Origin of the sequence: Pseudomonas sp. MWU349 (assembly GCF_017947325.1) — a bacterium.
GTDB lineage: Bacteria > Pseudomonadota > Gammaproteobacteria > Pseudomonadales > Pseudomonadaceae > Aquipseudomonas > Aquipseudomonas protegens.
The window spans coordinates 228,375-251,726 of record NZ_JAFEVP010000002.1; the positions used below are offsets into that span (position 1 = coordinate 228,375).

Here is a 23,352-nt window from a genome sequence, read left to right on the forward strand (position 1 = left end):
TGACAGGGCCGGCGCTACAGCGTTTAGTCCGGCTTCCCGTTGACCACGCCTGCGGTGTTGTCGAGCAAGCTCTTGGTCGCCGTCTGCAGGAAGGATTCCAGTTTCTGCTTGAGCTGCGCCTCATCGGCAGAATCCGGGATCAGTTCGCCCCCCGGTGCCGACCCCAGTTCGTACTTGTACAGCCGAGGCGGCATTTCCTTGGGCAGTACCAGCACCCGATCCGCCGTCAGCAGCGCTACGGTCTGGTCACTGCCCGAAGGCTTGATCACGCCGAAGCCCTTGTCGCCTTCCGGCAGGTTGAGCAGGTCGCGCCCCCAGCACTGGTGCAGTACGTCGCCACCCAGGCGGCCCATGATGGTGGGCACGATGTCGATCTGAGTGCCCACGGTATGGTCACGCTGGCCGAACTTTTCCTGGATGCCCGGCGCGATCATCAGCATGGGCACGTTGAAGCGCCCCAGGTCCATTTCGGTGATCTGCTGCTCGTTGCCGAAGCCATGGTCGCCCACTACCACGAACAGGGTTTCCTTGAAGTAAGGCTCCTTGCGCGCTTTCTCGAAGAACTGGCCCAGGGCCCAGTCGGAGTAGCGCATGGCCGTCAGGTGTTCGTTGAGGCTGCCGCGGTCGGTCACCTTGTCCACCGGCAAAGGCGTGGGCAGGGCATACGGCGTGTGGTTGGACAGGGTCTGCAGCAGGGCATAGAACGGCCCCTTGCCTTCCCGGGCCTTCAACTCTTCCAGGCCGCGGTTGAACATGTCCTGGTCGGACACGCCCCAGGTCGGGTCGGAGAACACCGGATTGACGAAGTCGTTACGGCCGATGAAGTTGGTCATGCCCTGGTTGCTGAAGAACCCCGACTGGTTGTCCCAGGCGAAATCGCCGTTGTAGACATACACGTCATCGTAGTTGCGAGCACTGAGCAGTTGCGGCAGGCCGGACAGCTTGTGGCTGCCTTCCGGGGTCTGCATCAGGTATTCGAAGCCAGGCAGGTTGGGGAAGCACGCCATGGTGGCGAACATGCCCTGGTGGGTGTGGGTGCCGTTGGAGAAGAAGCGGTCGAACAGCAGGCCTTCCTTGGACAGTTTGTCGAAGTACGGAGTGATCTCCCCCGGACGTCCCAGGGCGCCCACCGAATGCCCGGCGAAGCTTTCCATCAAGATCACCACGACGTTCTTGATCGGCAGGGTCTTTTCCCCATCCGGCGTGTAGGTGCGGCGTACGGCGGCGATATCGGCATCCACCAGCTTGTCACTCGGCACCAGCAGCATGTCGCGCACGGTCTGCTGCGCCAGAGGCTGAGGCAAGGTGGCCTTCCAGATATTGGTGCGGTCCTCGGACAGGCGATCCTTGGCCGCCGCCATCAGTTGCAGCGTGCCGTTGAGGCCCAACTGGTTGGCGAAGTTGGAGTCGGTGGTATAGACGTCGCCCCAACGCATCGGCGGGCCCTGGCGTAGGGTGCCACGGGCCGCAACCACGCAGATCAGCAGACACACCACGAACACCGCAATGCGTGCATACCAGGGGGCAATCTGCCGGGTACCGACATTGCCGCCGCTGAACGGGCCACGGGGCCGGGTGGCACGGTCGGCCCCCTTGAATGCCAGGCTCAGGATCCAGGTGCCCACGGCCCAGGCCAGCAGGTAGCGGACCACCGGGAAGCCGTACCAGAGCATGCTCATCACGGTTTTCGGGTCTTCCTTCACATACTGGAAGACCAGGCCGTTGAGGCGCTGGTGGAACTCGCGGTAGAAGTCCATCTCCATCAGGCCGAGGAACAGCGCGATGCTGGAGGTGACTGTCAGCCAGAAGCGCAACACCCCGCGAGCCGCCATGGCCCGGGCGCTGAACAGCGCCAGCAGCAGCGGTACGCTGAGGTAGACCACCAGCCGCAGGTCAAAACGCAGCCCGTTGGCAAACGCTTCGAGGAAGGTCGAGGCCGGGGTGTCGAGAATCATCTCGCGGTTGTAGATCAGCAGCGCGACGCGCAACAGGGAAAGCATCACCATCATGACCAGGGCGCACAACAGCGTGTAGGCCAGATGGGATTTAACGGTCGGTTGCAGCAGGCGATTCGAGGATCGCTGCTGACTCAGGGCATCCGAGTTTGCCATGTGGTTTTAGGACCCATTGGAAGTTTAAGTTGCAAAGATAAAGCTGCGTTCTGCCCTCTTGTTGCCGCCAGGGCGACGGGGGAATTCGCGGTGCGCAAATGTTGCACGATCACTCAAGGCATTGCCATTGATTAGTGGGCAGCACCGAAAAACCCACGGCCAACGGCTCTGGGACAAGAGATTGCAGTGAGTTATACCGGGGAAAAAGCGCTGGCGAATTGTCTTAGAGCGTTTGTGAAAATTTCGTTCAACGCATGTTTAGTCACACAAAAAAGGGCCTGGCGGCCCTTTCCCCTGTGCAATCGGCGTCTCCCGCTTCAGAGCCGCACATTGCCTCGCGGCCCGGCGATCGCCCAAATGATCAGCCCCAGCACCGGCAGGAGAATGATCAAGAGCACCCAGAGGACCTTCATCCCGGTTTCAGCGCCGCTTTTGAGTACGTTGATGATGGCCCAGATATCCAGGGCCAGAATGATCAGGCCAACCAGGCCATTGAAGGTGGAACCCATGGTGTCGCTCCCTAAATGATGGCGTGCCTCTTTAGGATAGCCGTGCTGGATCAGGGTTCCGTTTTATTCCACAGCCGCTCGGGCTTCAGACATGAACGGCGATCTTCAAGGCCTCCAGGGCTGGCGCCGCGGCGATCCCGACCTCGGCGCACAACTCCAGCACCCGCGGCACGTCGTTGCCATAGACCAGTACCATCTGCAACTCGTCATCCAGCAACTGGCTGAAGTTCATCAACACATAGCCGCCGTTTTCCGGGTTCATGCTGCCCATCTGGATCTGGATGCGATTCAAGGCCGTCAGGGCTTCGATCTTGGCCAACTGCTTGGGCTTGATGTTGAACGCAACGTCCTTGCCGAACGAGGCGACGATCTGGGCGAACAGGTCGACATAGGTATCGGCCTGAAACAACACGGTTTCCGGCAGGCTGCCGACCACCACCCATTCCCCCAGGGGAATGGGGAAGCTGTCGTCGTAGTTGATATCCGGGTTGGCTGCCAGGAATCCCTGAGGGTCGGCGTAGGCCTGGCTCGCCTCCTCGGCAATCTGCTGGATCTCGGCATCGCCCATGCACCCGGAGCTGATCTTGCTAATGAGTTCGATAAGGGCGGTTTTCATGGGCACATCCTGGAAGCGAGGAAATCAAGGGGCGCGAAGGATAGCCTAAAGTGCCCGAGCTATCACGCCAGGCAGCACCTGACGCCCGCGCGCCCCGATCATCGCCGGCTCAGGCCAGGAGTTTTTCCAGCTGCGCCGTGGTATCCATGGCGCCCATGGTCTTGGCCGCTTCCAGGGCACTCACGCCATTGCTGTCGCGGGCCTTGGGGTCGGCGCCCTGGCTGATCAGGTAGGTGACGATTTCCGTGCGGTTGAACATCGCCGCCATCATCAGCGCGGTACGTCCGTCGAAGGACGAGCCTTCCACCTGAGCGCCCCCCTCCACCAGCGCCTTGACCACCGCCAGGTCGCCCTTGAAGGCAGCCCCGGCAATCGGGCTCTGGCCGTTGTCGTTGCGGATCTCGGGGTCGGCCTGGTGCTTGAGCAGCACCTGCACCGCGTCCACATGGCCGTGATAGGCGGCGAGCATCAGCAGCGTGTCGCCCTTGTGATTGCGCAGGTTGACCGGCAGGCCACTGGCAGCCAGTTTGTCGAGCATCTGTGCGTCGCCCTGGCGGGCCACGTTGAACACCTGTTCGACAAACTGGGCGGCCTCTTCTTCAGTCATCTGGCGGCTTTTGTCGGTCATCGGAAACTCCAGGTTCGGCAATTCGGAAAGGCGCTAGTTTCCCCAAGCCGGCGCCAGCCTGTCATCCCTTTTTTCCCGAGAGCCACCATAGGCAGAATCAATAACGCAGGCGCCCGCCCTGAATGTCCGCGAGAATCTGCGGGGTCAGCCGCACGTAGGTATCCGAGCCCGGCAACCAGGCATACACCGGCTCGTCACCGATTTGCTGCAGATCGAATGCCTGCTCCTTGAGGCGACTCTTCTGGTACTTGAAGGTGCCGGTGGTGTCCATCTTCACTTTGATCCGCAGGAACAACGGCACTGCGTAGGCCGGCAACTGCTGCCGGGCGAACTGCAGCAACTCGCTGAAATCCAGGGTCGCCAGGGATTCTGCCGGAGTGATCGCCACCATCCCGGCCCGACCGTTGGTGTTGTGGATCTCGACCCCATAGGCCACCACCTCGGCAACCTGCGGGTGGCCCAGGAGAACGTTCTCCACCTCGGTGGTGGAAACGTTCTCGCCCTTCCAGCGATAGGTATCTCCCAGCCGATCGACGAACTGCACATGGCCAAAGCCGATATCGCGCAACAGATCGCCGGTGTTGAAGTAGCAGTCGCCCTTCTCGAACACGTCCTTGAGAATCACCTTGAGGTTCTTTTCCGGGTCGGTGTAGCCATCCAGGGGCGCCTTGTCGTCGATCTTCGCCAGCAGCAGCCCCTGGCCGCCCTTGGCCACCTTCTGCATGAAGCCCTGGCTGTTGCGCAGTGGCGCACCGGTATCGTGGGCGTATTCCACCAGCGCCCAGGGGATCAGGGAAAAGCCCACCGTGTTGTCAAAGTTGAGGATGTTGCTGAAACCGATATTGCCGTCGCTGGCGGCATACAGCTCACAGATATGACCGACGCCGAAACGTTGCTTGAACTCGCTCCAGACGCCCGGGCGCAGCCCGTTGCCAATCATCTTCGAGACCCCGTGCTCGGTATCCCGTGCGCAAGCCGGCTGGTCGATCAGGTAGCGGCACAACTCCCCGACATAACCCACGGTCGTGGCCTTGTAGCGGCGCACGTCATCCCAGAACTGGCTGGCGCTGAATTTGCGGCGGATGGCAAAGCCCGAGGCGCCGGTAATCGCCGAGCCCCAGCACACGCACAGACCGGTAGCGTGGTACAGCGGCAAGGTGCAATACACCACGTCCCCGGGCTGCATATCCAGGGCGATGGTGCCGAAGCCGGCAGAGGTGCGCATCCAGCGCCCGTGCTTGAAGATCCCGGCCTTGGGTAGCCCCGTGGTGCCGGAGGTATAGATGTAGAAGCAAGGGTCGTTGAGGAAGATGCGCTGGGTCTGCGCCAGGTTGTCCGATGGGTAACCGGCGCTCTCGGCCATCAGGTTGCGCAATCCCGCGGGGGTCGGCCCGGGGTCGGCAAAGGTGTCCTGATCGGCCACGAACCAGGTGCGCTGCGGATCGATGCCCACCTGCTCGCGTACCGCCGAGTAAGCGGCCAGCAGCTCGCCGCCGAGGATGATCGCCGCCGGTTTCACCAGCGCCAGGCTGTGCGCCAGCACGCCCTGGGTCTGCGCGGTGTTGAGCATCGCGCAAATGCCTCCGAGCTTGGCCACCGCCAGCACCGTGACCAGCAACTCCGGGCGGTTCTCTATGAAGATCGCCAGTACATCACCCTTGCCGATGCCCTGCTCCTGCAGGTAGGCAGCAATGCGGTTGGCCCACTGATTGACCTGGGCATAACTGAGCACCCGGTCACCGTACAGCAAGGCCGGCCCCTCGGGGTTGCGCAGGGTCGCCTGCTCAAAGCTCCAGCCCAGGCCGCAGGGCTGGTCCGGGTTGTCGATATTGCCCGCCTTCATGCCCCGCACCACCCGCGGCAGTGCCCTGGCAATGGAGGGCACCTTACGCAGCATCATGCCCCAGGTGATCATGTCGCTCTTGTGCTTGTTCATGGTTGCTCCGGTTGCACAGCAAGGATCTGGGCCCGGGCCTGGCCGGCCGGGCGGCGGCAACAGCGGCGCAAGACTCAACCGGGGGTAGCGATCCAGGGGGCGGCGAGCGGCACGCGGGAGCTGTGGATATCTCTCGCAAAGGGATGAAGGCAGGACAATCGCAGGGCTGCAAGGAGCACCGGCGATGAGGCGCAGGAAAGGTTCATGGAGAGCGTCCTATGTTCTTATTATTGGTCGGGCGGGATCGCAAGATCGCGCCACAACACATTCCATGTCGCAGAAACGCCGTTCAAGCCGCTTTCGCGGGGCCGCCGAGGCCAGGTTGAACCAACGTGACTGGCTGGAAAATACGTCAGCTCTCGCGACGCTGTACACGGGGTTTTTGCAAACTTTTGTATCTACCCTCGACCTCCCCACGCAGGGTGCTTGTCCCCCGCTTAAACGATTGAATTTTTCAACCTGGCCCGCGGTCACAACACTGCCACGGCACCGGCCAACAACCCCCGCGGACCTGCAAAATGCAGGATGCACGATGGCCATTCATGCAATTTGCACGAACAGGCGCTTTTTTGTTTTTTATAAGTTATTGTTTTTAAAGGATATTTTAAAAAAGCGATACTGGCACAATCGCTGCACCTATCACTCCACGCTTGCCCTTCAAGAGCTAACGGAGCTGATAGACATGAGCCTGATCCAAGAAAAATTTTCCTCCCTGTTCTCCAACTTCGAAGTGACCACCCAGCCACGCCCTGACGGTGGCATCCTGTTGACCCTGCGCAACAGCGAAGGCAAACAGTTCAAGCGTTCGATCTCCTACGCACAGTTGCACGCCGCCGACCAACTGTCGTGGGTCATCAGCGCAATTCGTCGGGACTTGGCCGAACAGGCCAGTGAGTTGCCACAGATCTCCATGCTGCAAAGCCAGAACCGCTTTGCCCTGCCGACTTACCACTGCGCGTAAGCCGCTCGCGCGGCACCTATCCGGGCCGGCCCCACCTTGCGTGGGGCCGGCCCGTTGACCTTGTGCTCCCCGCTCAATCGTCCAGGCGTGGGAACTGGCTGGCGATCGCGTCGCCGGTCAGGCTGGCGTTCCAGCCCCGGGGGTTGTTGAACATGCGGATGGCCACCAGATTGGGCCGCTCGCCCATGTCGAACCACTGGGCAGTGCCCGCCGGCACCGAGATCAGGTCATTCCTCTGGCACAGTACGGCGTACACATAGTCATCGATGTGCAGGTTGAACAGGCCCCGGCCCGCAACGAAGAAACGTACTTCATCCTCGCTGTGGCGGTGCTCATCGAGAAAGCTGGCACGCAGCTCGGCCTTCTGCGGATGGTCTTCATCGAGGCTGATGACATCCACGCTGGCGTAGCCACCCTCGGTCATCAGGCGATCGACCTGCTCCTGATAGGCGCTTATCACTTCTTGCTGGCAGGTGCCCGGTGCAACGCGCGTGGTGGCGGGCCAGCGGTCGAAACGAATCCCCTGCTCGGCCAGGGTTGCAGCGATATCGTCGAAGTGGGTCAGGACCTTGTTCGGCAGGTCCGGACTGGATACGTGGTAGACGGACAGGCTGCTCATTACGGCAACTCCTCTTGCATGCGGGTGGCAATGATAACGGCTGCGGCCAAGGCTGCGACGCTGGCAATACTAAAGGTCAATGTGGGGCCCAGGGCATTCCAGCTATAACCCGAATACAGGGCCCCCAGGGCGCCCCCGGTTCCCGCCAGGGCCGCGTACAACGCCTGGCCCTGGCCTTGCTGGCGGGCACCGAAACTGCGCTGCACAAAATGAATGGCGGCGGCGTGGAAACTGCCGAAGGTCGCCGCGTGCAGCACCTGGGCCAACAACAGCACCCCGAGGTGTTCCGCCAGGCTGCCCAGCAGCAACCAGCGCAGAGCTGCCAGCAGGAAGCTCGCCAGCAGCACCCGCCGCACGGAAAAGCGCGCCAGGAGCCAGCTCATCGCCAGAAACATCAACACTTCGGCCACCACACCCAGGGCCCAGAGCATGCCGATCACCCCGCGGGTATAGCCCAGGCGCTCCAGGTGCAGTGTCAGGAAGGTGTAATAGGGGCCGTGGCTCATCTGCATCAGGGCCACGCACAGGTAGAAGGCCAGCACACCGGGGCTGCGCAGTTGCCTGACAAAGCCCTCCCCGGCTTGCCGCGGCCCCTGCATCCGAGGCTGGGCGTTAGGCACCCACAGGCTGCTCAGGACGATGCCCGCCATGATCACCACCAGCGCTACCGGGTAGATGTCCAGGCTCAACCACTCGAACAAACGCCCCAGGGCCACCACGGTAAGAATGAAGCCAATGGAGCCCCAGAGGCGGATCTGGCTGTAGCGCGAGGCCTGGCCTTGCAGGTGCGCCAGGGTGATCACTTCGAACTGCGGCAGCACCGCGTGCCAGAAAAAAGCATGCAGGGCCATGACCATGGCCAGCCAGGCATAGCTCTTGTCGACGAAGATCAGGGAGAAACAGACCAGGGTGCAGAACGCACCAAAACGCACGATCGCCAGGCGCCGCCCGGTGTAGTCCCCCAGCCAGCCCCAAAGGTTGGGGGCCACGCAGCGCATGAGCATGGGAATGGCCACCAGTTCGCCGATGCGCGCACTGGAGAACCCCAGGTGATCGAAATACAGCGCCAGGAATGGCGCGGTCGAGCCCAGCAGCGCGAAATAGAACAGGTAGAAACTGGAAAGCCGCCAGTAGGGAAGTGCCGCCACGGCCTTCAGACCGTGGCGACTGGCAGGACCGGCATTACAGCTGGCCCAGCACCGGCGTGCTGACGCGCACGTCGGCATTCTGGCCGCGGTGGCGCAGCAGGTGGTCCATCAGCACGATGGCCATCATCGCCTCGGCGATCGGCGTGGCACGAATGCCCACGCACGGGTCGTGGCGCCCCTTGGTGATCACGTCCACAGGGTTGCCGTCGATATCGATGGAGCGCCCAGGGGTGGTAATGCTGGAGGTCGGCTTGAGCGCCAGATGAGCGACGATCGGCTGCCCCGAGGAGATGCCGCCCAGAATGCCGCCGGCGTTATTGCTGAGGAAACCTTGCGGGGTCAGTTCGTCACGGTGCTCGGTGCCACGCTGGGCAACGCAGGCGAAACCGGCGCCGATCTCCACGCCCTTGACCGCGTTGATGCTCATCAGCGCATGGGCCAGCTCGGCGTCCAGGCGATCGAAAATCGGCTCGCCCAGGCCCGGCGTCACCCCTTCGGCCACCACGGTGATCTTCGCTCCGACCGAATCCTGGTCTCGACGCAACTGGTCCATATAGGCTTCCAGTTCCGCGACCTTGTCCGGATCGGGGCTGAAGAAGGCGTTGTTCTCTACCGAATCCCAGGTCTTGAAGGGAATCTCGATCGGGCCCAGCTGGCTCATGTAGCCGCGAATCACGATGCCCTGGCTGGCCAGGTACTTCTTGGCAATGGCCCCGGCCGCCACGCGCATGGCGGTTTCCCGGGCCGAGCTGCGGCCGCCACCACGGTAGTCGCGGATGCCGTACTTGTGGTGGTAGCTGTAGTCGGCGTGAGCCGGGCGGAACAGGTCCTTGATCGCCGAATAGTCCTTGGACTTCTGATCGGTGTTGCGGATCAACAAGCCGATGGAACAGCCGGTGGTCTTGCCTTCGAACACCCCGGAGAGGATCTCGACCTCGTCGGGTTCCTGGCGCTGGGTGGTGTGGCGGCTGGTGCCAGGCTTGCGCCGGTCCAGGTCACGCTGCAGGTCCTCCAGCGTCAGTTCCAGGCCCGGCGGGCAGCCGTCGACAATGGCGACCAACGCCGGACCATGGCTTTCGCCCGCGGTGGTGACAGTGAACAGCTTGCCGTAGGTATTGCCGGACATGCAGGGAGCTCCGTGAAATCAGCCGAAATAACTCAATCTGGATTAGCGCGTGCGCCAGTATACGCAGGCTACCCAACTAGTTCATCCTCGAACCTTCTGCCTGTTACCGAGTCAAACCGGCACCTTATCCATGATGGCGCGATGATGCTGCGAGTTCTTCTCTTGAGCCTTTCCCTGTTCACCGGCCTGGTTCATGCGGCCGTCCTGCAACGCCCCGTGAGCCTGGACACCGGGCACGGTGAGCTGTACGGCTCGCTGCTGCTCCCCCAGTCCGAGCAGCCGGTGCCGGTGGTGCTGATCATTTCCGGCTCCGGCCCCACGGACCGCGACGGCAACAACCCCGATGGCGGGCGCAACGACAGCCTCAAGCGCCTGGCCTGGGTACTGGCCAAGCACAACATCGCCAGCGTGCGTTATGACAAGCGCGGCGTGGCCGCCAGCCTCGCCGCGACCCCGGACGAACGCAACCTGACCCTGGACGCCTATGTGGCAGATGCGGTGGCCTGGGGCAACAAGCTCAAGGCCGATCCACGCCTGGGCCAACTGATCGTCCTGGGGCATAGCGAAGGCGCACTGATCGCCACGTTGGCGGCACCGCAACTCAATGCCGCAGGCGTGATCTCGATCTCCGGCACCGCCCGCCCGGTGGACCAGATCCTGCGCCAGCAGCTGAGCTACCGCCTGCCTCCGGCGCTGATGCTGCGCAGCAATGAGCTGCTGGACAGCCTCAAGGCCGGCAAGGTCGACCCGGATGTGCCCCCTGCCCTGCAAGTCATCTTTCGCCCCAGCGTGCAGCCTTACCTGATCACCCTGTTTCGCGAAGACCCGGCGGCGGCCTTCGCCCGCCTGAAGATGCCGGCGCTGATCATCCAGGGCAGCAACGACATCCAGGTCAGCGTCGATGACGCCAGGGTCCTCAAGGCCGCCAAACCGGATGCGCAACTGGCACTGATCGAAGGCATGAACCATGTGATGCGCATCGTGCCCAATGACCTCAAGCGCCAGTTGGCCTCCTACAAGGACCCGCAATTGCCCCTGGCAGCGGAACTGGGCAGCGCGATCATCGGTTTTATTGACGGACTTCACACCCGTTAGGCTGTTTTTGCCCTCCAGTCCTGAAAAAAACGGCCGATAAGCCTTTGCCGGCCGTTCAATTGCTGTCGGCGCGCAGCGATTGGACAGGATCTCGCCGTTATGACTGATACCCCGAATTCACCCGCCACCGAGCAGGAAGCCGCAGCCCCGGAAGCGCCGCCGCTGCCGTGGGCCGATGTGCAGGCCGAGCATCACAAGATGCTGCGCCTGGCCCCCTTGCAGACCGATCGCGCCACGGGCGGGCGGCCTCTGCGCTTTGTCGAGTTCGGTTATGCCGAACGCAGCAACAAAGAGCACAGCCTGCTGCGCATGACCATCAGCCTCCCCGGCCAACGGGTGCGCAAGGAACAGAATCACCTGGATGTGTGGGTCGAGCACGACACTCGCCGGGTGCACTTCGAGCCCGAAGGCGGCCTGCAGGTCGAACCGCTGAACCGCGGAATCGGCCGTTTCCTGCTGGCCCAGGCAGCGCTGTGGGCCCAGAAGAAGTGGCCGCACTACCGGGTCGACGGCTTCGACCTAGCGAACAAGGATGCCCTCAACGAAGACACGCGCCTGCGTCGTGACCACGTGCTGCGCACCCAGGGTTTCGATGTGGTGTATGCCGATGCCCAGCACCTCAAGGGCAGCGTCAAGGATGTCCAGGTGGGTGAACTGCTGAGCCAGTGGAATAGCGAAAAGCTGCAGTTCGTGGAGATTCTGGAAGCGGCGCAGATGCTCCAGCAGGCCGAACAGAATCTTGAAGAACTGGAAGTGAAGCTGCGCAAGCAGGAAGAGAAAGTCACCAAGTACAAGCGCGAGGACACCGGTCTGCGCTTCACCATCACCTGCCTGGTGGCCTTTGCGGTGTTCCAGGCCGGGCTGCTGATCTGGATTGCGACTCATCGCTGAGCCGCAACGCCTGACCGCCAGAGGCCCGCGTTGCGCGGGCCGGCAATCGGCTCAGACCCGGGACGCGAACAACGCCTGATGTTCGCGGCACTGCTCCGCGGTCAGCATGAACACACCGTGGCCACCGCGCTCGAAGTCCAGCCAGGCGAAGTCGACCTCCGGGTACAGCGCCTCGACATGCACCTGGCTGTTGCCCACCTCGACAATCAGCAAGCCCTTCTCGGTCAGGTGGTCCGCCGCCTCGGCCAGCATCCGCCGCACCAGGTTCAGGCCATCTTCGCCACAGGCCAGGCCCAGCTCGGGCTCGTGCTGGTATTCATCCGGCATGTCGGCGAAGTCTTCGGCATCGACATAGGGCGGGTTGGACACGATCAGGTCGAAGCGCTGCCCGGGCAGGCCATCGAAACCGTCGCCCTGGACCGTGAACACTCGCTCATCGACGCCATGGCGCTCGATGTTCTGGTTGGCCACTTCGAGGGCTTCGAAAGACAGGTCCGCCAACACCACCTCGGCATCACGGAACTCATAGGCACAAGCGATACCGATGCAGCCGGAACCGGTACACAGGTCGAGAATCCGTGCCGGCTCGCTGCCCAGCCAGGGTTCGAAACGTTTTTCGATCAGCTCGCCAATCGGCGAACGGGGAATCAGCACGCGCTCATCGACAATGAACGACATGCCGCAGAACCAGGCCTCGCCCAGCAGGTAGGCGGTAGGCACGCGCTCCTGGATACGGCGCTTGAGCAGGTGCTGCACATGGACCAGCTCGTCGTCTTCCAACGCGCAATCGAGGTAGCTGTCGGCAATTTCCCAAGGCAGGTGCAAGGCGCCGAGCACCAGTTGACGGGCCTCGTCCCAGGCATTGTCGGTACCATGGCCGAAGAACAGATCCTCCCCATGAAAGCGGCTGACAGCCCAGCGGATATGGTCGCGCAAGGTGCGCAGGCGGGAAGTGATCACGGGACAGACTCCTGACAAAACGACCGGCGATTCTAACAGCCAAAACGCTTGCCGACGACGAATGAAAAACCTGCGACGGGCAATGGTGTTCAAGCGTTTTTTTGCTCGGGTAGGCTGCATACCTTGCCCCACTTGACAAGGCTGCAGGCCAGCAACGGCGCACCTTACGTTAGTAGCGATTCACAGAAGCGCTCCGCCAGAGGACAATGGCGCAAAAGCCCCACTCACAGGAGCCCCAGAATGTCCGTTCCAAAGACGATGTTTCAACTCAGCGGTCGTGGTTATGCAGCGGCCAATTTGAGCCACGCGACCCTTGTGATCATCGACGCCCAGAAAGAATACCTCAGCGGCCCGCTGGCCCTGTCCGGCATGGACGCGGCAGTGGCCAACATCCGCCAACTGCTGGCCGCGGCCCGGGCTGCCGGTCGCCCAGTGGTGCACGTACGCCACCTCGGTACCGTCGGCGGCCTGTTCGACCCACAAGGCGAGCGCGGCGAATTCATTCCCGGCCTTGAACCCCAAGGCGACGAAACCATCATCGGCAAACTGCTGCCCAGCGCGTTCCACGGCACCGAACTGGAAAAGCGCCTGCAGGACCTCGGCTCCCTGGACCTGATCGTCGCCGGTTTCATGAGCCACTCCAGCGTCAGCACCACCGTGCGCGCGGCCAAGAACCTGGGCTTTCGCTGCACCCTGGTAGAAGACGCCTGCGCCACCCGCGACCTGCCCTACAAGGGTGGCATCCTCAGTGCCGAGCACGTTCAGCAAACCGAAATGGCAATCATGGCCGACAACTTCGCCACCCTCGCCCAGACCGCAAGCCTGATCTGATCAGCCCTGGTGAGCGGCTGGCGGGCCGCTCATCCATAAACCCCTCGCCTTTGCAGCAATTGCCTTAGCCTCAGGAACCACCCGGTCAACTTCCGGTCGAAGGGCCGATACCCATTGAGGAAGGTCGGAATGAAGATATCCGATGGTTTTGACGCACGCCGATTGCGGCCCAAAAGCCCGCGAAACTGGCGGTTGCGCCTGGGTGCGGGATTCTCCGCGCTGCTGGCGACATTCGGCGTGCTGCTGGCGATGGCCGGTACTGCGAGCCTGCTGGGCCGTGCCCCGGCGCTGGGGGAAATGAATGCCAGCCCGGCGGGCTCGGCGGTGATCCTGGTGATCGGCCTGTTGCTGCTGTATGTCGGCGTACGCTTGTGGCGGCGCTGCCGACGGCGCATGCGCCAGCCCCTGGCGCTGAACATGGCGCCGCACCTGATGAAAAAACACGACTGACATTCCTCTGGCGCGATTTGCGCGCCTTAAGGTGTTCCGAGTTGGGTAAACTAGCCGCCCTTCGCGGAGGCTGACATGCAAGACGACGATTTTTCCCTGTTCAAAAACGAGATCCGCGGCGTCAAGCCGATCAAGCACGATCGTGCCGATACAGGCAAACCCAAAAGCGACCGGGCACAGATCGCCAAGTTGCGCCAGGCGGCCACCGTACGCAGCGAGACCACCACGGTGGACGGGCTGTCCGACCAGTTCGTCATCGACGTGGGGCCGGAAGACGAGCTGATGTGGGCCCGCGACGGGGTCCAGGAAAGCCAGATGCGCAAGCTGAAGATCGGCCAGATCCCCTTTGAAGGCAGCCTCGACCTGCATGGCATGACCGTGGAAAAGGCCCGGGAAACCCTGTGGGCCTTTCTCGCCGAAGCCACCCAGTTCGAAATCCGCTGCGTGCGCGTCACCCACGGCAAGGCTGTGCGCCTGGACGGCAAGCGACCGATGATCAAGAGCCACGTCAACACCTGGCTGCGCCAGCATCCGCAGGTGCTGGGCTTCACTTCCTGCCAGGCCAGGCATGGCGGTACCGGGGCGCTGTACGTCATGCTCAAGCGCACCATGATGGAAGGCCGCGACGAATAAAGCCGCTGCATCACGCTTGCAGCGTCGTGTCCGCCACCGTACCCTTGCCCTTTGCGTAAAATCCCACAGGTAGTTTCATGTCCCTGGAACAGAATTACACCGCGATCCTCGGCCAACTGGGCGAGGACGTCTCCCGCGAGGGCCTGCTCGACACGCCCAAGCGTGCCGCCAAAGCCATGCAGTACCTCTGCCGCGGTTATGCCCAAACCCTGGAAGAGGTCACCAACGGTGCCTTGTTCAGCTCCGACAACAGCGAAATGGTCCTGGTCAAGGACATCGAGCTCTACTCGTTGTGCGAACACCACCTGCTGCCGTTCATCGGCAAGGCCCACGTCGCCTACATTCCCAGCGGCAAGGTCCTGGGGCTGTCGAAAGTCGCGCGCATCGTCGATATGTATGCCCGCCGCCTGCAGATCCAGGAAAACCTCAGCCGGCAGATCGCCGACGCCGTCCAACAAGTGACCGGCGCCCTCGGGGTGGCCGTGGTGATCGAGGCCAAGCACATGTGCATGATGATGCGCGGTGTGGAGAAACAGAATTCGTCGATGATCACCTCGGTGATGCTGGGCGAGTTCCGCGAGAATGCCGCGACCCGCAGCGAATTCCTCAGCCTGATCAAGTAACAGGCTGCTGGCGAAAAAACCGGCGTTGATCGCCGGTTTTTTTTCGCCCGGGAAAAATCAGGTAAGCTGCCGCCCCTTCATTCATGGGCAAGAGGCAATAACCGTGATCGTCAAAGCGCTGCGAGTCGGCCTGGGCCAACTCATCATTTTCATCGACTTCATCACCCGCCCACGCAAGCAGCAGCGGGACGCCGCCGCTCAGGCGCAAGTCGCGGAAGCCGCCAAGGGCCTGACCCTTTACCAGTTTCACGCCTGCCCGTTCTGCGTGAAGACCCGCCGTACCCTGCATCGCCTGAATGTGCCGGCGGCCCTGCGCGACGCCAAAAACAACGAACAGGACCGCCAGACCCTGTTAGAGCAGGGCGGCAAGATCAAGGTGCCGTGCCTGCGCATCGAAGAGAACGGCCAGACCACCTGGATGTATGAATCCAAGTTGATCATCGATTACCTGAACCAGCGCTTCGCGACCGTCTGAGCCCCTCCAGTCCCGACTCAATCGTCCCGCAGCAAGCCGGGGAAAAGAGCACCTCCACCTCATTGCCACGCCGCACCGCTTCGGCCTTGGCGGTGCAGCGGCCAGCCAATGAGCCCGGCGCCGCAGTGCAGCGATGAGCTACTGCGCCAAAGCCAGACCGGCGGATGCCATGGAGTTGCTGCACAAAGCACTGAACCGGCACAAGGCCGGTTCAGTGGTCTACGCAACGCCCGCTCAGTCGAGCATCGGCACATGCCGCGGATGGCTTTGCACCCGCTGCATCCAGGCCTGGATGCTCGGGTAGCGGCTCAAGTCGAAACCACCTTCATCGGCCACGTGGGTGTAGGCATAGAGCGCGATATCGGCGATCGAATAATGCTCGCCCACCAGGTACGGGGTGCGGCTCAATTGTTTCTCCATCACGTCCAGCGCCTTGTAGCCACGCTTGTGCAACTTCAGGTATTCCTCGCGGCGCTCCTCGGGCAGCCCCTCGTAAAGCTGGATGAAACGCGCCACCGCGATGTAGGGCTCATGGCTGTACTGCTCGAAGAACTGCCATTGCAGAACCTGGGTGCGCAAGCGAGGTTCGCTGGGCAGGAACTGACTGCCGTCGGCAAGGAAGTTGAGAATCGCGTTGGACTCCCACAGGCAGGTGCCGTCTTCCAGTTCCAGAACCGGAATCTTGCCGTTGGGGTTCTTCGCCAGGAAGGCCTCGGTCTGGGTATCGCCCCCGAGAATATCCATCGCCTGCCATTCATAAGGCAGCCCCAGCAGATTGAACATCAGCTTGATCTTGTAGCAGTTGCCCGAACGGTAATCGCCATAAACCTTGTACATGGCCCTCCCCTTAGGCTGCCTGTGCAGCCTGTGCTTGACGTATCACGGTGGCCAGCCGCTTGAGGCCTTCGTCCAGCCGCGCCGGATCGATATGGCTGAAATTCAACCGCAGATGCCCAGGGTTGCGCTCCGGATCGGCGAAGAACGGCTCACCAGGCATGAATGTGACGTCGTGCTCCAACGCCGAATTGAGCAAAGTGCGGGTATCCAGGGGCTGTTTCAAGCTCAGCCAGAAAAACAATCCGCCCTGGGGCACCTGCCAATCCGCCAAGTCGGCAAAATGGTTGAGCAAGGCGCCCTGGAATTCATCCCGGCGCTGGCGATAGAAACTGCGCAACTGATCCAGGTGCGTCTGATACTGCTCGCTGCCGATCCACTGCATGGCCTGCCACTGGCCGACCCGATTGGTGTGCAGGTCCGCCGACTGCTTCAGCCGCAGCAGGTGCGCAAACAGGTCCGGGCTGGCTATCAGATACCCCACCCGCAGGCCCGGCAACAGGGTTTTAGACACGGTGCCGGTGTAGATCCAACTGGCTTTTTCCAGGCGGCCGACAATAGGCCTGGCACTGCCACCATCGAACGTCAGCTCGCGGTAGGGCTCGTCCTCGATCAGGGTCACGCCGAACTCGTCCAGCAAAGCCGCCACGGCATCACGCTTGGCTTCGCTGTAGCGCACCGCCGATGGGTTCTGGAACGTCGGGATCAGGTAGATGAACGCCGGTCGGTGCCGTTCCAGGCTCGTGCGCATTTGCGCCAGGTCCGGCCCATCGGCCTGCAGCGGTACGGTCAGGCAGTCGGCGCCGAAGAGCTGGAAAATCTGCAGGGCCGCCAGGTAGGTCGGCGCTTCCAGCATGATCTGAGTGCCCTTGTCGATGTACAGCTTGGCCGCCAGGTCGAGGGTTTGCTGGGAACCACTGACCACCAGCACCTGGCTCGCCTCGCAAGGCACCCCGAGCTGGCGCGCCTGGGCCGCCAGGGCTTCACGCAATTGCGGCTCGCCTTCGCTCATGCCGTATTGGCCCATGGCCAACGGCATGTCCTGCCATTGCACCTTGGGCAGCATCACTTCGGCCGGCAGGCCCCCGGCGAACGACATCACTTCCGGGCGCTGGGCCGCGGCAAGGATTTCACGGATCAGAGAGCTTTTGAGACGCGATACACGTTCGGAGAAGGCCATGGAGATCACCGCTAGCGAAGGCTGAGGAAAATACGTCAAACTGCTTGACCGAAATTACGCCGACCTTTGTAGATACGTCAATATGCTTGACCTTAAAAACCAGGCTTCGCAACAAGCGGCCATGGAAGCCTTCTTCTTCGGCTATCAGGCGTTTACCGCCAAGGCCGACGAAATGCTCGAACGCCGGGGCCTGAGCCGGGTACACCAGCGCATCGTGTTTTTCATCGCCCTCTATCCCGGGCTCAGCGTCAAGGAACTGCTCAATCTGCTGGGGGTGAGCAAGCAGGCATTGAACACACCGTTGCGCCAATTGATGGAAATGCATCTGGTGGACAGCGTCGCCCCGGACAGCGACAAGCGTAAGCGCCTGTTGCAATTGACCGCCGATGGCACAGGCTTCGAGCAATCCCTGCGCCGCGAGCAAGTCAAACTCCTGCAACGGGCCTTCAGCGAAGCTGGCGAGAGTGCGGTCAATGGCTGGCTGGCGGTGAACCAGGCGCTGGCCGGCAAACCCGTCGAAGACTGAACCCCTGCGGGCGCCATTCATTGGTGCACCGGCCCCGAACTTGCCCCAAACCCTTGCACACCCCGACGCAACGTCGGGGCCGCGATATAGCCATGTTCACGGATTTTTCGCACACAACCTAAAAAACATTATTTGCTTTCTTTGTATACAAACGCATAATTCGCCCGACGAGTTCTTGACCCGAAGGTCAACAAAACCCGCACGCCTTACCTGCCTCAAAGAGCCGCTGCCCACCCTTGCGTGTCCGGCTCTGGAAAAAACAATAAAACTCTTGAGGAGTACTCGCTGTGGAAAGCCGCAAATCCGAAGCCTCTACGCTCGATCTCTCGCCGTCGCTGAACAGCGGCTGGCTGGAGCGCATCTTCAAACTCAGATTGCATGGCACCACGGTGAAGACCGAGTTGATTGCCGGTCTGACAACCTTCATCACCATGGCTTACATCATCTTCGTCAACCCCAACATCATGGCCGACGCCGGCATCGATCACGGCGCAGCCTTCGTCGCCACCTGCATCGCCGCCGCCCTGGGTTGCCTGTTGATGGGCCTGTACGCCAACTGGCCGGTGGGCCTGGCCCCGGGCATGGGGCTCAACGCCTTCTTCACCTACACCGTGGTCGGCACCATGGGCTACCACTGGGAAACCGCCCTTGGCGCGGTGTTCATTTCCGGTGTGCTGTTCATGTTCCTGACCCTGTCGCGGGTACGTGAATGGCTGCTCAACAGCATTCCGGTGAGCCTGCGGTTCGCCATGGGTGCCGGGGTCGGGCTGTTTCTCGGCCTGATCGGCCTGAAGACGGCCAACATCATCGTCGACAGCCCGGCCACCCTGATCAAGCTCGGTAACCTGCGGGACCCCGGCCCCCTGCTGGCGGCCGTCTGCTTCTTGATGATCGCAGTGCTCAGCTATCACCGGGTCTTCGGCGCGATTCTCATCAGCATCATCGCCGTGACCCTGGCCGGCTGGGGCCTGGACCTGGTGCACTACAACGGGATCATGTCCACTCCGCCGAGCCTGGCGCCGACCTGGATGGCCATGGACATCGCCGGAGTGTTCAACGTCAGCATGATCAGCGTGGTCCTGGCGTTCCTCTTCGTGCACATGTTCGACACCGCCGGCACCCTGATGGGCGTGGCCCAGCGCGCCGGCCTGGTGAACGCCGATGGCAAGATCGAGAACCTCTCCCGCGCACTCAAGGCGGACAGTGCCTCCAGCGTGTTCGGCGCCGTGGTCGGCGTACCACCAGTCACCAGCTATGTGGAAAGTGCCGCCGGGGTCGCCGCTGGTGGCCGCACCGGGCTGACGGCGGTCACCGTGGGCGTGCTGTTCATTGCCGCGATGTTCTTCGCCCCCCTGGCAGGCATGATCCCCGCCTATGCCACCGCCGGCGCCCTGATCTATGTGGCGATGCTGATGATGGGCGGCATGGCCCACATCAACTGGGAGGAGGCCACCGACAGCATTCCGGCCATCGTCACCGCGATCATGATGCCCCTGACCTTTTCCGTCGCCGATGGCATTGCCCTGGGCTTCATCACCTATGTGGTGCTGAAGGCCGGCACCGGCAAGTACAAGGAAATCTCCATCAGCCTGTATGTGCTGTGCGCGATTTTCATCGCCAAGTTCATTTTCCTCTAGAGTGCCCTGCACCACACAGGCCCCATCCCGCTGGATGGGGCTTTTTCGTTGCCGCTGACCGGCTGTGGCCAGCAGGTCCGGCGCGGCCACAGGGCCCTTTGGGCGGCGAGCCGGCTCCTGCGGGAACGGGTGGAGCCGACGGCCGGTGAAGGCTTTATGCCAGACGAAAAAAAGCCCGCAGTGTGGGCGGGCAAGGACCAAAGAAGCTATTTGCGCAGGATTCTTGGGGGGAAAGTCCTAGCTTCCTCTGTAGGTCGAATAGCTGTAAGGCGAGATCAGTAGCGGTACGTGATAGTGGTCCTGCTCGGCGCTGATGCCGAACCGCAGTACCACCACATCCAGGAACGCCGGCTGCGGCAGTTGCACACCACGGGCACGGTAGTAGTCACCGGCATGAAAGTGCAGCTGGTACACCCCGGAACGGTAGTCATCACCCTGCAGCAGCGGGGCATCGCAACGGCCATCGCTGTTGGTCAGGGTGCTGGCGACCAATTCCAGCTGGGCCCCTTCCACTCGATACAGCTCGACCTTGATAGCGCTGCCAGGGCAGCCATGTGCGGCATCCAAAACGTGTGTAGTCAAACGTCCCATTGATTCTGCGTGCCTGGCGCCTTCAAGCGTTCAGGCCTCGCGCCTCCCGGAGTCAGTAAGTGAAGGAGACCGCAGCGTTTCGACCGGTGAAAAGCTGCGGCGAGAGCAAGATTAAGACATTTTTAAAAAAAATTGTACACAATAATAATCGCAAATATTCCCGGCCCCGCGCCCCTTCGAATGCATCAGCAGATTTGCCTGAACGCCATAGCGACAGACGACTTGCCATCCATTAGCTGACCATCCAGGCAAGTTTCTTGCAGGTGACAGCCCTAGCGATAAAAGCGGAAAAATGCAAAAAATCAGGCTTACAAAGTGAAGACAAACTTGTATACAATAATTCCATCGCAGTGACGCCCACCTGGCTTTCCGGCTTCAGGTTCCGCCACGCCACCGTTATCACGAATAAGAAGGAAGACTGCAGTGAGCGCTGACTACCCTCGCGACCTGATCGGTTACGGCTCCAACCCTCCTCACCCTCACTGGCCGGGCAATGCCCGCGTCGCCCTGTCCTTCGTGCTCAATTACGAAGAGGGCGGCGAGCGCAACATTCTTCATGGCGACAAGGAGTCGGAAGCCTTCCTCTCGGAAATGGTCTCGGCGCAACCGCTGCAGGGCGAGCGCAACATGAGCATGGAATCGCTGTACGAGTATGGCAGCCGTGCCGGCGTCTGGCGGATCCTCAAGCTGTTCAAGGAATTCGACATTCCGCTGACGATCTTCGCCGTGGCCATGGCCGCCCAGCGTCACCCGGACGTAATCCGCGCCATGGTCGAAGCTGGCCACGAGATCTGCAGCCACGGCTACCGCTGGATCGACTACCAGTACATGGACGAGGCCCAGGAACGCGAGCACATGCTCGAAGCGATCCGCATCCTCACCGAAATCACCGGCGAACGCCCATTGGGCTGGTACACCGGTCGCACCGGCCCGAACACCCGGCGCCTGGTGATGGAGGAAGGCGGCTTCCTCTATGACTGCGACACCTACGACGACGACCTGCCCTACTGGGAACCCAACAACCCCACCGGCAAGCCGCACCTGGTGATCCCCTATACCCTGGACACCAACGACATGCGCTTTACCCAGGTGCAGGGCTTCAACAAGGGCGACGACTTCTTCCACTACCTGAAGGACGCCTTCGACGTGCTCTACGCCGAAGGTGCCGAAGCGCCGAAGATGCTTTCCATCGGCCTGCACTGCCGCCTGATCGGCCGCCCGGCGCGCCTGGCCTCGCTCAAGCGCTTCCTCGAATACGTCAAGGGCCACGAGCAAGTGTGGTTCAGCCGCCGGGTGGACATCGCCCGTCACTGGCAACAGACCCACCCTTACCAGGGAGCGGCGAAATGACTGCCTTCCAGAGCCTCAAGCCCTCGACCCTGAACCGCGAAGAGTTCGTCAAGGCCTTCGCCGACATCTACGAACACTCGCCGTGGGTTGCCGAAAAGGCCTACGAACTGGGGCTCGACGCCTCCGTCGACCAGATCGAGACCCTGCACCAGCGCATGAGCGACATCCTGTTGAGCGCCGATCACGCCAGCCAGCTGGCCCTGATCAACGCTCACCCGGACCTGGCCGGCAAAGCCGCCGTCCAGGGCCAGTTGACCGAAGCCAGTACCCATGAGCAGGCCGGCGCTGGTATTCACCAATGCACCGCCGAAGAGTTCCAGCGCTTCACCGAGCTCAACGACGCCTACAAGGCCAAGTTCAAGTTTCCCTTCATCATGGCGGTGAAGGGCAGCAATCGGCACCAGATCCTCGCCGCATTCGAAACCCGCATCCACAACTCGGTGGACACCGAGTTCAAATGCGCACTGGCAGAAATCAACAAGATCGCCCTGTTCCGCTTGCTGACCCTGTAGCGATTGCCCGCCTGGCCCGAGAAAGCATCTGCACCGATGCATTTCCCAGGGCCTTGCGAGCACCCCGGCCACTGAATTCAAGGCAGACAAGAAGAATGAAAACCAACGCCGTAGCTTTCGAGAAGTTCGTCAACCTGGCCGACGCCCGGCTGGGGACCAAGATCATCTCGGTCACCGATGACTGGTTCGCCGACGCCAACCGTCTGTTCCAACCGACTCCAGCGGTGTGGAAGGAAGGCGTATTCGATGACAACGGCAAGTGGATGGATGGCTGGGAATCACGCCGCAAGCGTTTCGAAGGCTACGACAGTGCGGTCATCCGCCTCGGCGTGGCCGGCTCGATCAAGGGCGTGGACATCGACACTTCATTCTTCACCGGCAACTTCCCGCCCTCGGCCTCCCTGGAAGCCTGCTTCCTGGCCGCAGGCGAACCGGATGAAAACACCCAGTGGACCGAAGTGCTGTCGGCGGTGGAGTTGCAGGGCAACAGCCACCACTACCACGAGATCCACAACCACCAGCCGTTCAGCCACCTGCGCTTCAACATCTACCCCGATGGCGGCGTAGCACGGTTGCGGGTCTACGGCATTCCCTACCGCGACTGGTCGGCCATCGGCGACGACGAACAGATCGACCTGGCTGCAGCCCTCAATGGCGGCCGCGCCCTGGCCTGCTCCGACGAGCACTTCGGGCGCATGGGCAACCTCCCCAACCCCGGCCGCGGCATCAACATGGGTGACGGCTGGGAAACCGCTCGGCGCCGTACTCCCGGCAACGACTGGGTGATCATCGCCCTGGGCCATGCCGGTGAAATCGAAAAGATCATCGTCGACACCCTGCACTTCAAGGGCAACTACCCGGACAGCTGCTCGATCCAGGGCGCCTTCGTCAAGGGTGGCACCGACAGCCAGATCGAAACCCAGAGCCTGTTCTGGCGTGAGCTGCTACCCAGCCAGAAACTGGAAATGCACGCCGAACACAGCTTCGTCGAACAGATCAGGGCTCTGGGGGCTATTACCCACGTGCGCCTGAATGTATTCCCGGACGGTGGCGTCAGCCGCCTGCGGCTGCTGGGCAAGGTCAAAAAATAAAGGGTCGCGCAGCGCGCGG

25 protein-coding genes are annotated in these 23,352 nt (G+C 61.9%); 13 read left to right on the top strand and 12 right to left on the bottom strand.

Annotation, left to right across the window (positions count from 1 at the left end):
• Positions 1–23 precede the first annotated feature (23 nt).
• The 5 genes from KCG88_RS08175 to KCG88_RS08195 all read right to left on the bottom strand — a co-directional run bounded on the left by KCG88_RS08175 (position 24) and on the right by KCG88_RS08195 (position 5,800).
• Positions 24–2,111 carry an LTA synthase family protein gene (locus tag KCG88_RS08175; RefSeq protein WP_047288350.1) on the bottom strand — a complete coding sequence of 696 codons (2,088 nt, stop codon included), beginning with the start codon at positions 2,109–2,111 and terminating at the stop codon, positions 24–26.
• A 317-nt stretch (positions 2,112–2,428) separates the two neighbouring features.
• Entirely contained in the window at positions 2,429–2,620 is a 192-nt protein-coding gene (locus KCG88_RS08180) for a PLDc N-terminal domain-containing protein (RefSeq protein WP_015636585.1), read from the bottom strand.
• Positions 2,621–2,705: 85 nt separating this feature from the next.
• Entirely contained in the window at positions 2,706–3,236 is a 531-nt protein-coding gene (locus tag KCG88_RS08185; protein ID WP_015636586.1) for a hypothetical protein, read from the bottom strand.
• 109 nt (positions 3,237–3,345) lie between these two features.
• A complete protein-coding gene (locus KCG88_RS08190) occupies positions 3,346–3,864 on the bottom strand; it encodes an ankyrin repeat domain-containing protein (RefSeq protein ID WP_011062613.1) in 519 nt (172 codons plus the stop codon).
• A 97-nt stretch (positions 3,865–3,961) separates the two neighbouring features.
• On the bottom strand, positions 3,962–5,800 hold the full coding sequence (locus KCG88_RS08195; RefSeq protein WP_210712203.1) for a long-chain-acyl-CoA synthetase: 1,839 nt from the start codon (positions 5,798–5,800) through the stop codon (positions 3,962–3,964).
• A 682-nt stretch (positions 5,801–6,482) separates the two neighbouring features.
• Here KCG88_RS08195 and KCG88_RS08200 point away from each other — a divergent pair.
• Entirely contained in the window at positions 6,483–6,761 is a 279-nt protein-coding gene (locus KCG88_RS08200; RefSeq protein WP_015636588.1) for a DUF3509 domain-containing protein, read from the top strand.
• A 73-nt stretch (positions 6,762–6,834) separates the two neighbouring features.
• On the opposite strand, the gene KCG88_RS08205 is transcribed toward KCG88_RS08200, so the two are convergent.
• The 3 genes from KCG88_RS08205 to aroC are packed head-to-tail and all read right to left on the bottom strand — an operon-like array spanning position 6,835 to position 9,654.
• Positions 6,835–7,380, bottom strand: coding sequence for an acireductone dioxygenase (locus KCG88_RS08205; RefSeq protein WP_210712204.1), 546 nt, complete (start codon positions 7,378–7,380; stop codon positions 6,835–6,837).
• On the bottom strand, positions 7,380–8,528 hold the full coding sequence (locus KCG88_RS08210) for an MFS transporter (protein ID WP_047288355.1): 1,149 nt from the start codon (positions 8,526–8,528) through the stop codon (positions 7,380–7,382). Before KCG88_RS08210 ends, KCG88_RS08205 begins: the two co-directional genes overlap by 1 nt.
• Before the next feature lie 34 nt (positions 8,529–8,562).
• On the bottom strand, positions 8,563–9,654 hold the full coding sequence (aroC, locus tag KCG88_RS08215) for a chorismate synthase (RefSeq protein ID WP_210712205.1): 1,092 nt from the start codon (positions 9,652–9,654) through the stop codon (positions 8,563–8,565).
• Between the two features lie 141 nt (positions 9,655–9,795).
• Here aroC and KCG88_RS08220 point away from each other — a divergent pair, with 141 nt between their 5' ends.
• Together KCG88_RS08220 and KCG88_RS08225 are read left to right on the top strand one after the other, a co-directional pair.
• Positions 9,796–10,749, top strand: coding sequence for an alpha/beta fold hydrolase (locus tag KCG88_RS08220; protein WP_047288360.1), 954 nt, complete (start codon positions 9,796–9,798; stop codon positions 10,747–10,749).
• A gap of 99 nt (positions 10,750–10,848) precedes the next feature.
• Positions 10,849–11,640, top strand: a complete 792-nt coding sequence (locus KCG88_RS08225) for a hypothetical protein (RefSeq protein ID WP_047288362.1) — start codon at positions 10,849–10,851, stop codon at positions 11,638–11,640.
• Positions 11,641–11,691: 51 nt separating this feature from the next.
• Here KCG88_RS08225 and prmB read toward each other — a convergent pair whose 3' ends face one another.
• The gene (prmB, locus tag KCG88_RS08230; RefSeq protein WP_011062621.1) at positions 11,692–12,600 is read right to left on the bottom strand and encodes a 50S ribosomal protein L3 N(5)-glutamine methyltransferase; all 909 of its coding nucleotides are present in this window, start codon (positions 12,598–12,600) and stop codon (positions 11,692–11,694) included.
• A gap of 240 nt (positions 12,601–12,840) precedes the next feature.
• Here prmB and KCG88_RS08235 point away from each other — a divergent pair, with 240 nt between their 5' ends.
• The 5 genes from KCG88_RS08235 to KCG88_RS08255 all read left to right on the top strand — a co-directional run bounded on the left by KCG88_RS08235 (position 12,841) and on the right by KCG88_RS08255 (position 15,612).
• A complete protein-coding gene (locus tag KCG88_RS08235) occupies positions 12,841–13,431 on the top strand; it encodes a cysteine hydrolase family protein (RefSeq protein WP_011062622.1) in 591 nt (196 codons plus the stop codon).
• A gap of 129 nt (positions 13,432–13,560) precedes the next feature.
• Positions 13,561–13,881, top strand: coding sequence for a hypothetical protein (locus tag KCG88_RS08240; RefSeq protein WP_047288364.1), 321 nt, complete (start codon positions 13,561–13,563; stop codon positions 13,879–13,881).
• Positions 13,882–13,956: 75 nt separating this feature from the next.
• On the top strand, positions 13,957–14,514 hold the full coding sequence (locus KCG88_RS08245) for a Smr/MutS family protein (protein ID WP_011062624.1): 558 nt from the start codon (positions 13,957–13,959) through the stop codon (positions 14,512–14,514).
• A 77-nt stretch (positions 14,515–14,591) separates the two neighbouring features.
• A complete protein-coding gene (gene folE, locus KCG88_RS08250; RefSeq protein ID WP_011062625.1) occupies positions 14,592–15,137 on the top strand; it encodes a GTP cyclohydrolase I FolE in 546 nt (181 codons plus the stop codon).
• Positions 15,138–15,240: 103 nt separating this feature from the next.
• A complete protein-coding gene (locus KCG88_RS08255; protein ID WP_210712206.1) occupies positions 15,241–15,612 on the top strand; it encodes a glutathione S-transferase N-terminal domain-containing protein in 372 nt (123 codons plus the stop codon).
• A 234-nt stretch (positions 15,613–15,846) separates the two neighbouring features.
• Here KCG88_RS08255 and KCG88_RS08260 read toward each other — a convergent pair whose 3' ends face one another.
• Both KCG88_RS08260 and KCG88_RS08265 read right to left on the bottom strand, forming a co-directional pair.
• Positions 15,847–16,449: a glutathione S-transferase family protein gene (locus tag KCG88_RS08260; RefSeq protein WP_210712207.1), complete on the bottom strand. Its 603-nt coding sequence runs from the start codon at positions 16,447–16,449 to the stop codon at positions 15,847–15,849.
• Between the two features lie 10 nt (positions 16,450–16,459).
• Positions 16,460–17,626: a PLP-dependent aminotransferase family protein gene (locus KCG88_RS08265; protein WP_210712208.1), complete on the bottom strand. Its 1,167-nt coding sequence runs from the start codon at positions 17,624–17,626 to the stop codon at positions 16,460–16,462.
• A gap of 82 nt (positions 17,627–17,708) precedes the next feature.
• Between KCG88_RS08265 and KCG88_RS08270 the strand changes: the two genes are divergently transcribed.
• Together KCG88_RS08270 and KCG88_RS08275 are read left to right on the top strand one after the other, a co-directional pair.
• The gene (locus KCG88_RS08270) at positions 17,709–18,152 is read left to right on the top strand and encodes a MarR family transcriptional regulator (RefSeq protein WP_210712209.1); all 444 of its coding nucleotides are present in this window, start codon (positions 17,709–17,711) and stop codon (positions 18,150–18,152) included.
• Between the two features lie 287 nt (positions 18,153–18,439).
• The gene (locus tag KCG88_RS08275) at positions 18,440–19,789 is read left to right on the top strand and encodes an NCS2 family permease (protein ID WP_047288369.1); all 1,350 of its coding nucleotides are present in this window, start codon (positions 18,440–18,442) and stop codon (positions 19,787–19,789) included.
• A gap of 237 nt (positions 19,790–20,026) precedes the next feature.
• Here the strand turns inward: KCG88_RS08275 and uraH are convergent, their stop codons facing one another.
• Positions 20,027–20,380 (bottom strand): hydroxyisourate hydrolase, encoded by a 354-nt coding sequence (uraH, locus tag KCG88_RS08280; protein ID WP_011062635.1) that lies wholly within the window; start codon positions 20,378–20,380, stop codon positions 20,027–20,029.
• Positions 20,381–20,803: 423 nt separating this feature from the next.
• On the opposite strand from uraH, the gene puuE reads away from it, so the two are divergent.
• From puuE to alc, 3 genes are all read left to right on the top strand, one after another.
• On the top strand, positions 20,804–21,730 hold the full coding sequence (gene puuE / locus KCG88_RS08285) for an allantoinase PuuE (RefSeq protein WP_047288372.1): 927 nt from the start codon (positions 20,804–20,806) through the stop codon (positions 21,728–21,730).
• The gene (gene uraD, locus KCG88_RS08290) at positions 21,727–22,242 is read left to right on the top strand and encodes a 2-oxo-4-hydroxy-4-carboxy-5-ureidoimidazoline decarboxylase (protein ID WP_210712210.1); all 516 of its coding nucleotides are present in this window, start codon (positions 21,727–21,729) and stop codon (positions 22,240–22,242) included. Before puuE ends, uraD begins: the two co-directional genes overlap by 4 nt.
• Before the next feature lie 95 nt (positions 22,243–22,337).
• Positions 22,338–23,333 (top strand): allantoicase, encoded by a 996-nt coding sequence (alc, locus tag KCG88_RS08295; RefSeq protein WP_210712211.1) that lies wholly within the window; start codon positions 22,338–22,340, stop codon positions 23,331–23,333.
• The last annotated feature ends 19 nt before the right edge of the window (positions 23,334–23,352 follow it).

Excerpts from the sequence above, each read along its gene's own strand:
- aroC (WP_210712205.1), bottom strand. The coding sequence starts at position 9,654 with ATGTCCGGCAATACCTACGGCAAGCTGTTCACTGTCACCACCGCGGGC.
- KCG88_RS08175 (WP_047288350.1), bottom strand. The coding sequence starts at position 2,111 with ATGGCAAACTCGGATGCCCTGAGTCAGCAGCGATCCTCGAATCGCCTG.
- KCG88_RS08205 (WP_210712204.1), bottom strand. The coding sequence starts at position 7,380 with ATGAGCAGCCTGTCCGTCTACCACGTATCCAGTCCGGACCTGCCGAAC.
- KCG88_RS08225 (WP_047288362.1), top strand. The coding sequence starts at position 10,849 with ATGACTGATACCCCGAATTCACCCGCCACCGAGCAGGAAGCCGCAGCC.
- uraD (WP_210712210.1), top strand. The coding sequence starts at position 21,727 with ATGACTGCCTTCCAGAGCCTCAAGCCCTCGACCCTGAACCGCGAAGAG.
- folE (WP_011062625.1), top strand. The coding sequence starts at position 14,592 with ATGTCCCTGGAACAGAATTACACCGCGATCCTCGGCCAACTGGGCGAG.
- KCG88_RS08200 (WP_015636588.1), top strand. The coding sequence starts at position 6,483 with ATGAGCCTGATCCAAGAAAAATTTTCCTCCCTGTTCTCCAACTTCGAA.
- KCG88_RS08190 (WP_011062613.1), bottom strand. The coding sequence starts at position 3,864 with ATGACCGACAAAAGCCGCCAGATGACTGAAGAAGAGGCCGCCCAGTTT.
- alc (WP_210712211.1), top strand. The coding sequence starts at position 22,338 with ATGAAAACCAACGCCGTAGCTTTCGAGAAGTTCGTCAACCTGGCCGAC.
- uraH (WP_011062635.1), bottom strand. The coding sequence starts at position 20,380 with ATGGGACGTTTGACTACACACGTTTTGGATGCCGCACATGGCTGCCCT.
- KCG88_RS08235 (WP_011062622.1), top strand. The coding sequence starts at position 12,841 with ATGTCCGTTCCAAAGACGATGTTTCAACTCAGCGGTCGTGGTTATGCA.
- KCG88_RS08245 (WP_011062624.1), top strand. The coding sequence starts at position 13,957 with ATGCAAGACGACGATTTTTCCCTGTTCAAAAACGAGATCCGCGGCGTC.
- KCG88_RS08220 (WP_047288360.1), top strand. The coding sequence starts at position 9,796 with ATGATGCTGCGAGTTCTTCTCTTGAGCCTTTCCCTGTTCACCGGCCTG.
- KCG88_RS08240 (WP_047288364.1), top strand. The coding sequence starts at position 13,561 with ATGAAGATATCCGATGGTTTTGACGCACGCCGATTGCGGCCCAAAAGC.
- KCG88_RS08270 (WP_210712209.1), top strand. The coding sequence starts at position 17,709 with ATGCTTGACCTTAAAAACCAGGCTTCGCAACAAGCGGCCATGGAAGCC.
- KCG88_RS08185 (WP_015636586.1), bottom strand. The coding sequence starts at position 3,236 with ATGAAAACCGCCCTTATCGAACTCATTAGCAAGATCAGCTCCGGGTGC.
- KCG88_RS08260 (WP_210712207.1), bottom strand. The coding sequence starts at position 16,449 with ATGTACAAGGTTTATGGCGATTACCGTTCGGGCAACTGCTACAAGATC.
- KCG88_RS08265 (WP_210712208.1), bottom strand. The coding sequence starts at position 17,626 with ATGGCCTTCTCCGAACGTGTATCGCGTCTCAAAAGCTCTCTGATCCGT.
- KCG88_RS08195 (WP_210712203.1), bottom strand. The coding sequence starts at position 5,800 with ATGAACAAGCACAAGAGCGACATGATCACCTGGGGCATGATGCTGCGT.
- KCG88_RS08180 (WP_015636585.1), bottom strand. The coding sequence starts at position 2,620 with ATGGGTTCCACCTTCAATGGCCTGGTTGGCCTGATCATTCTGGCCCTG.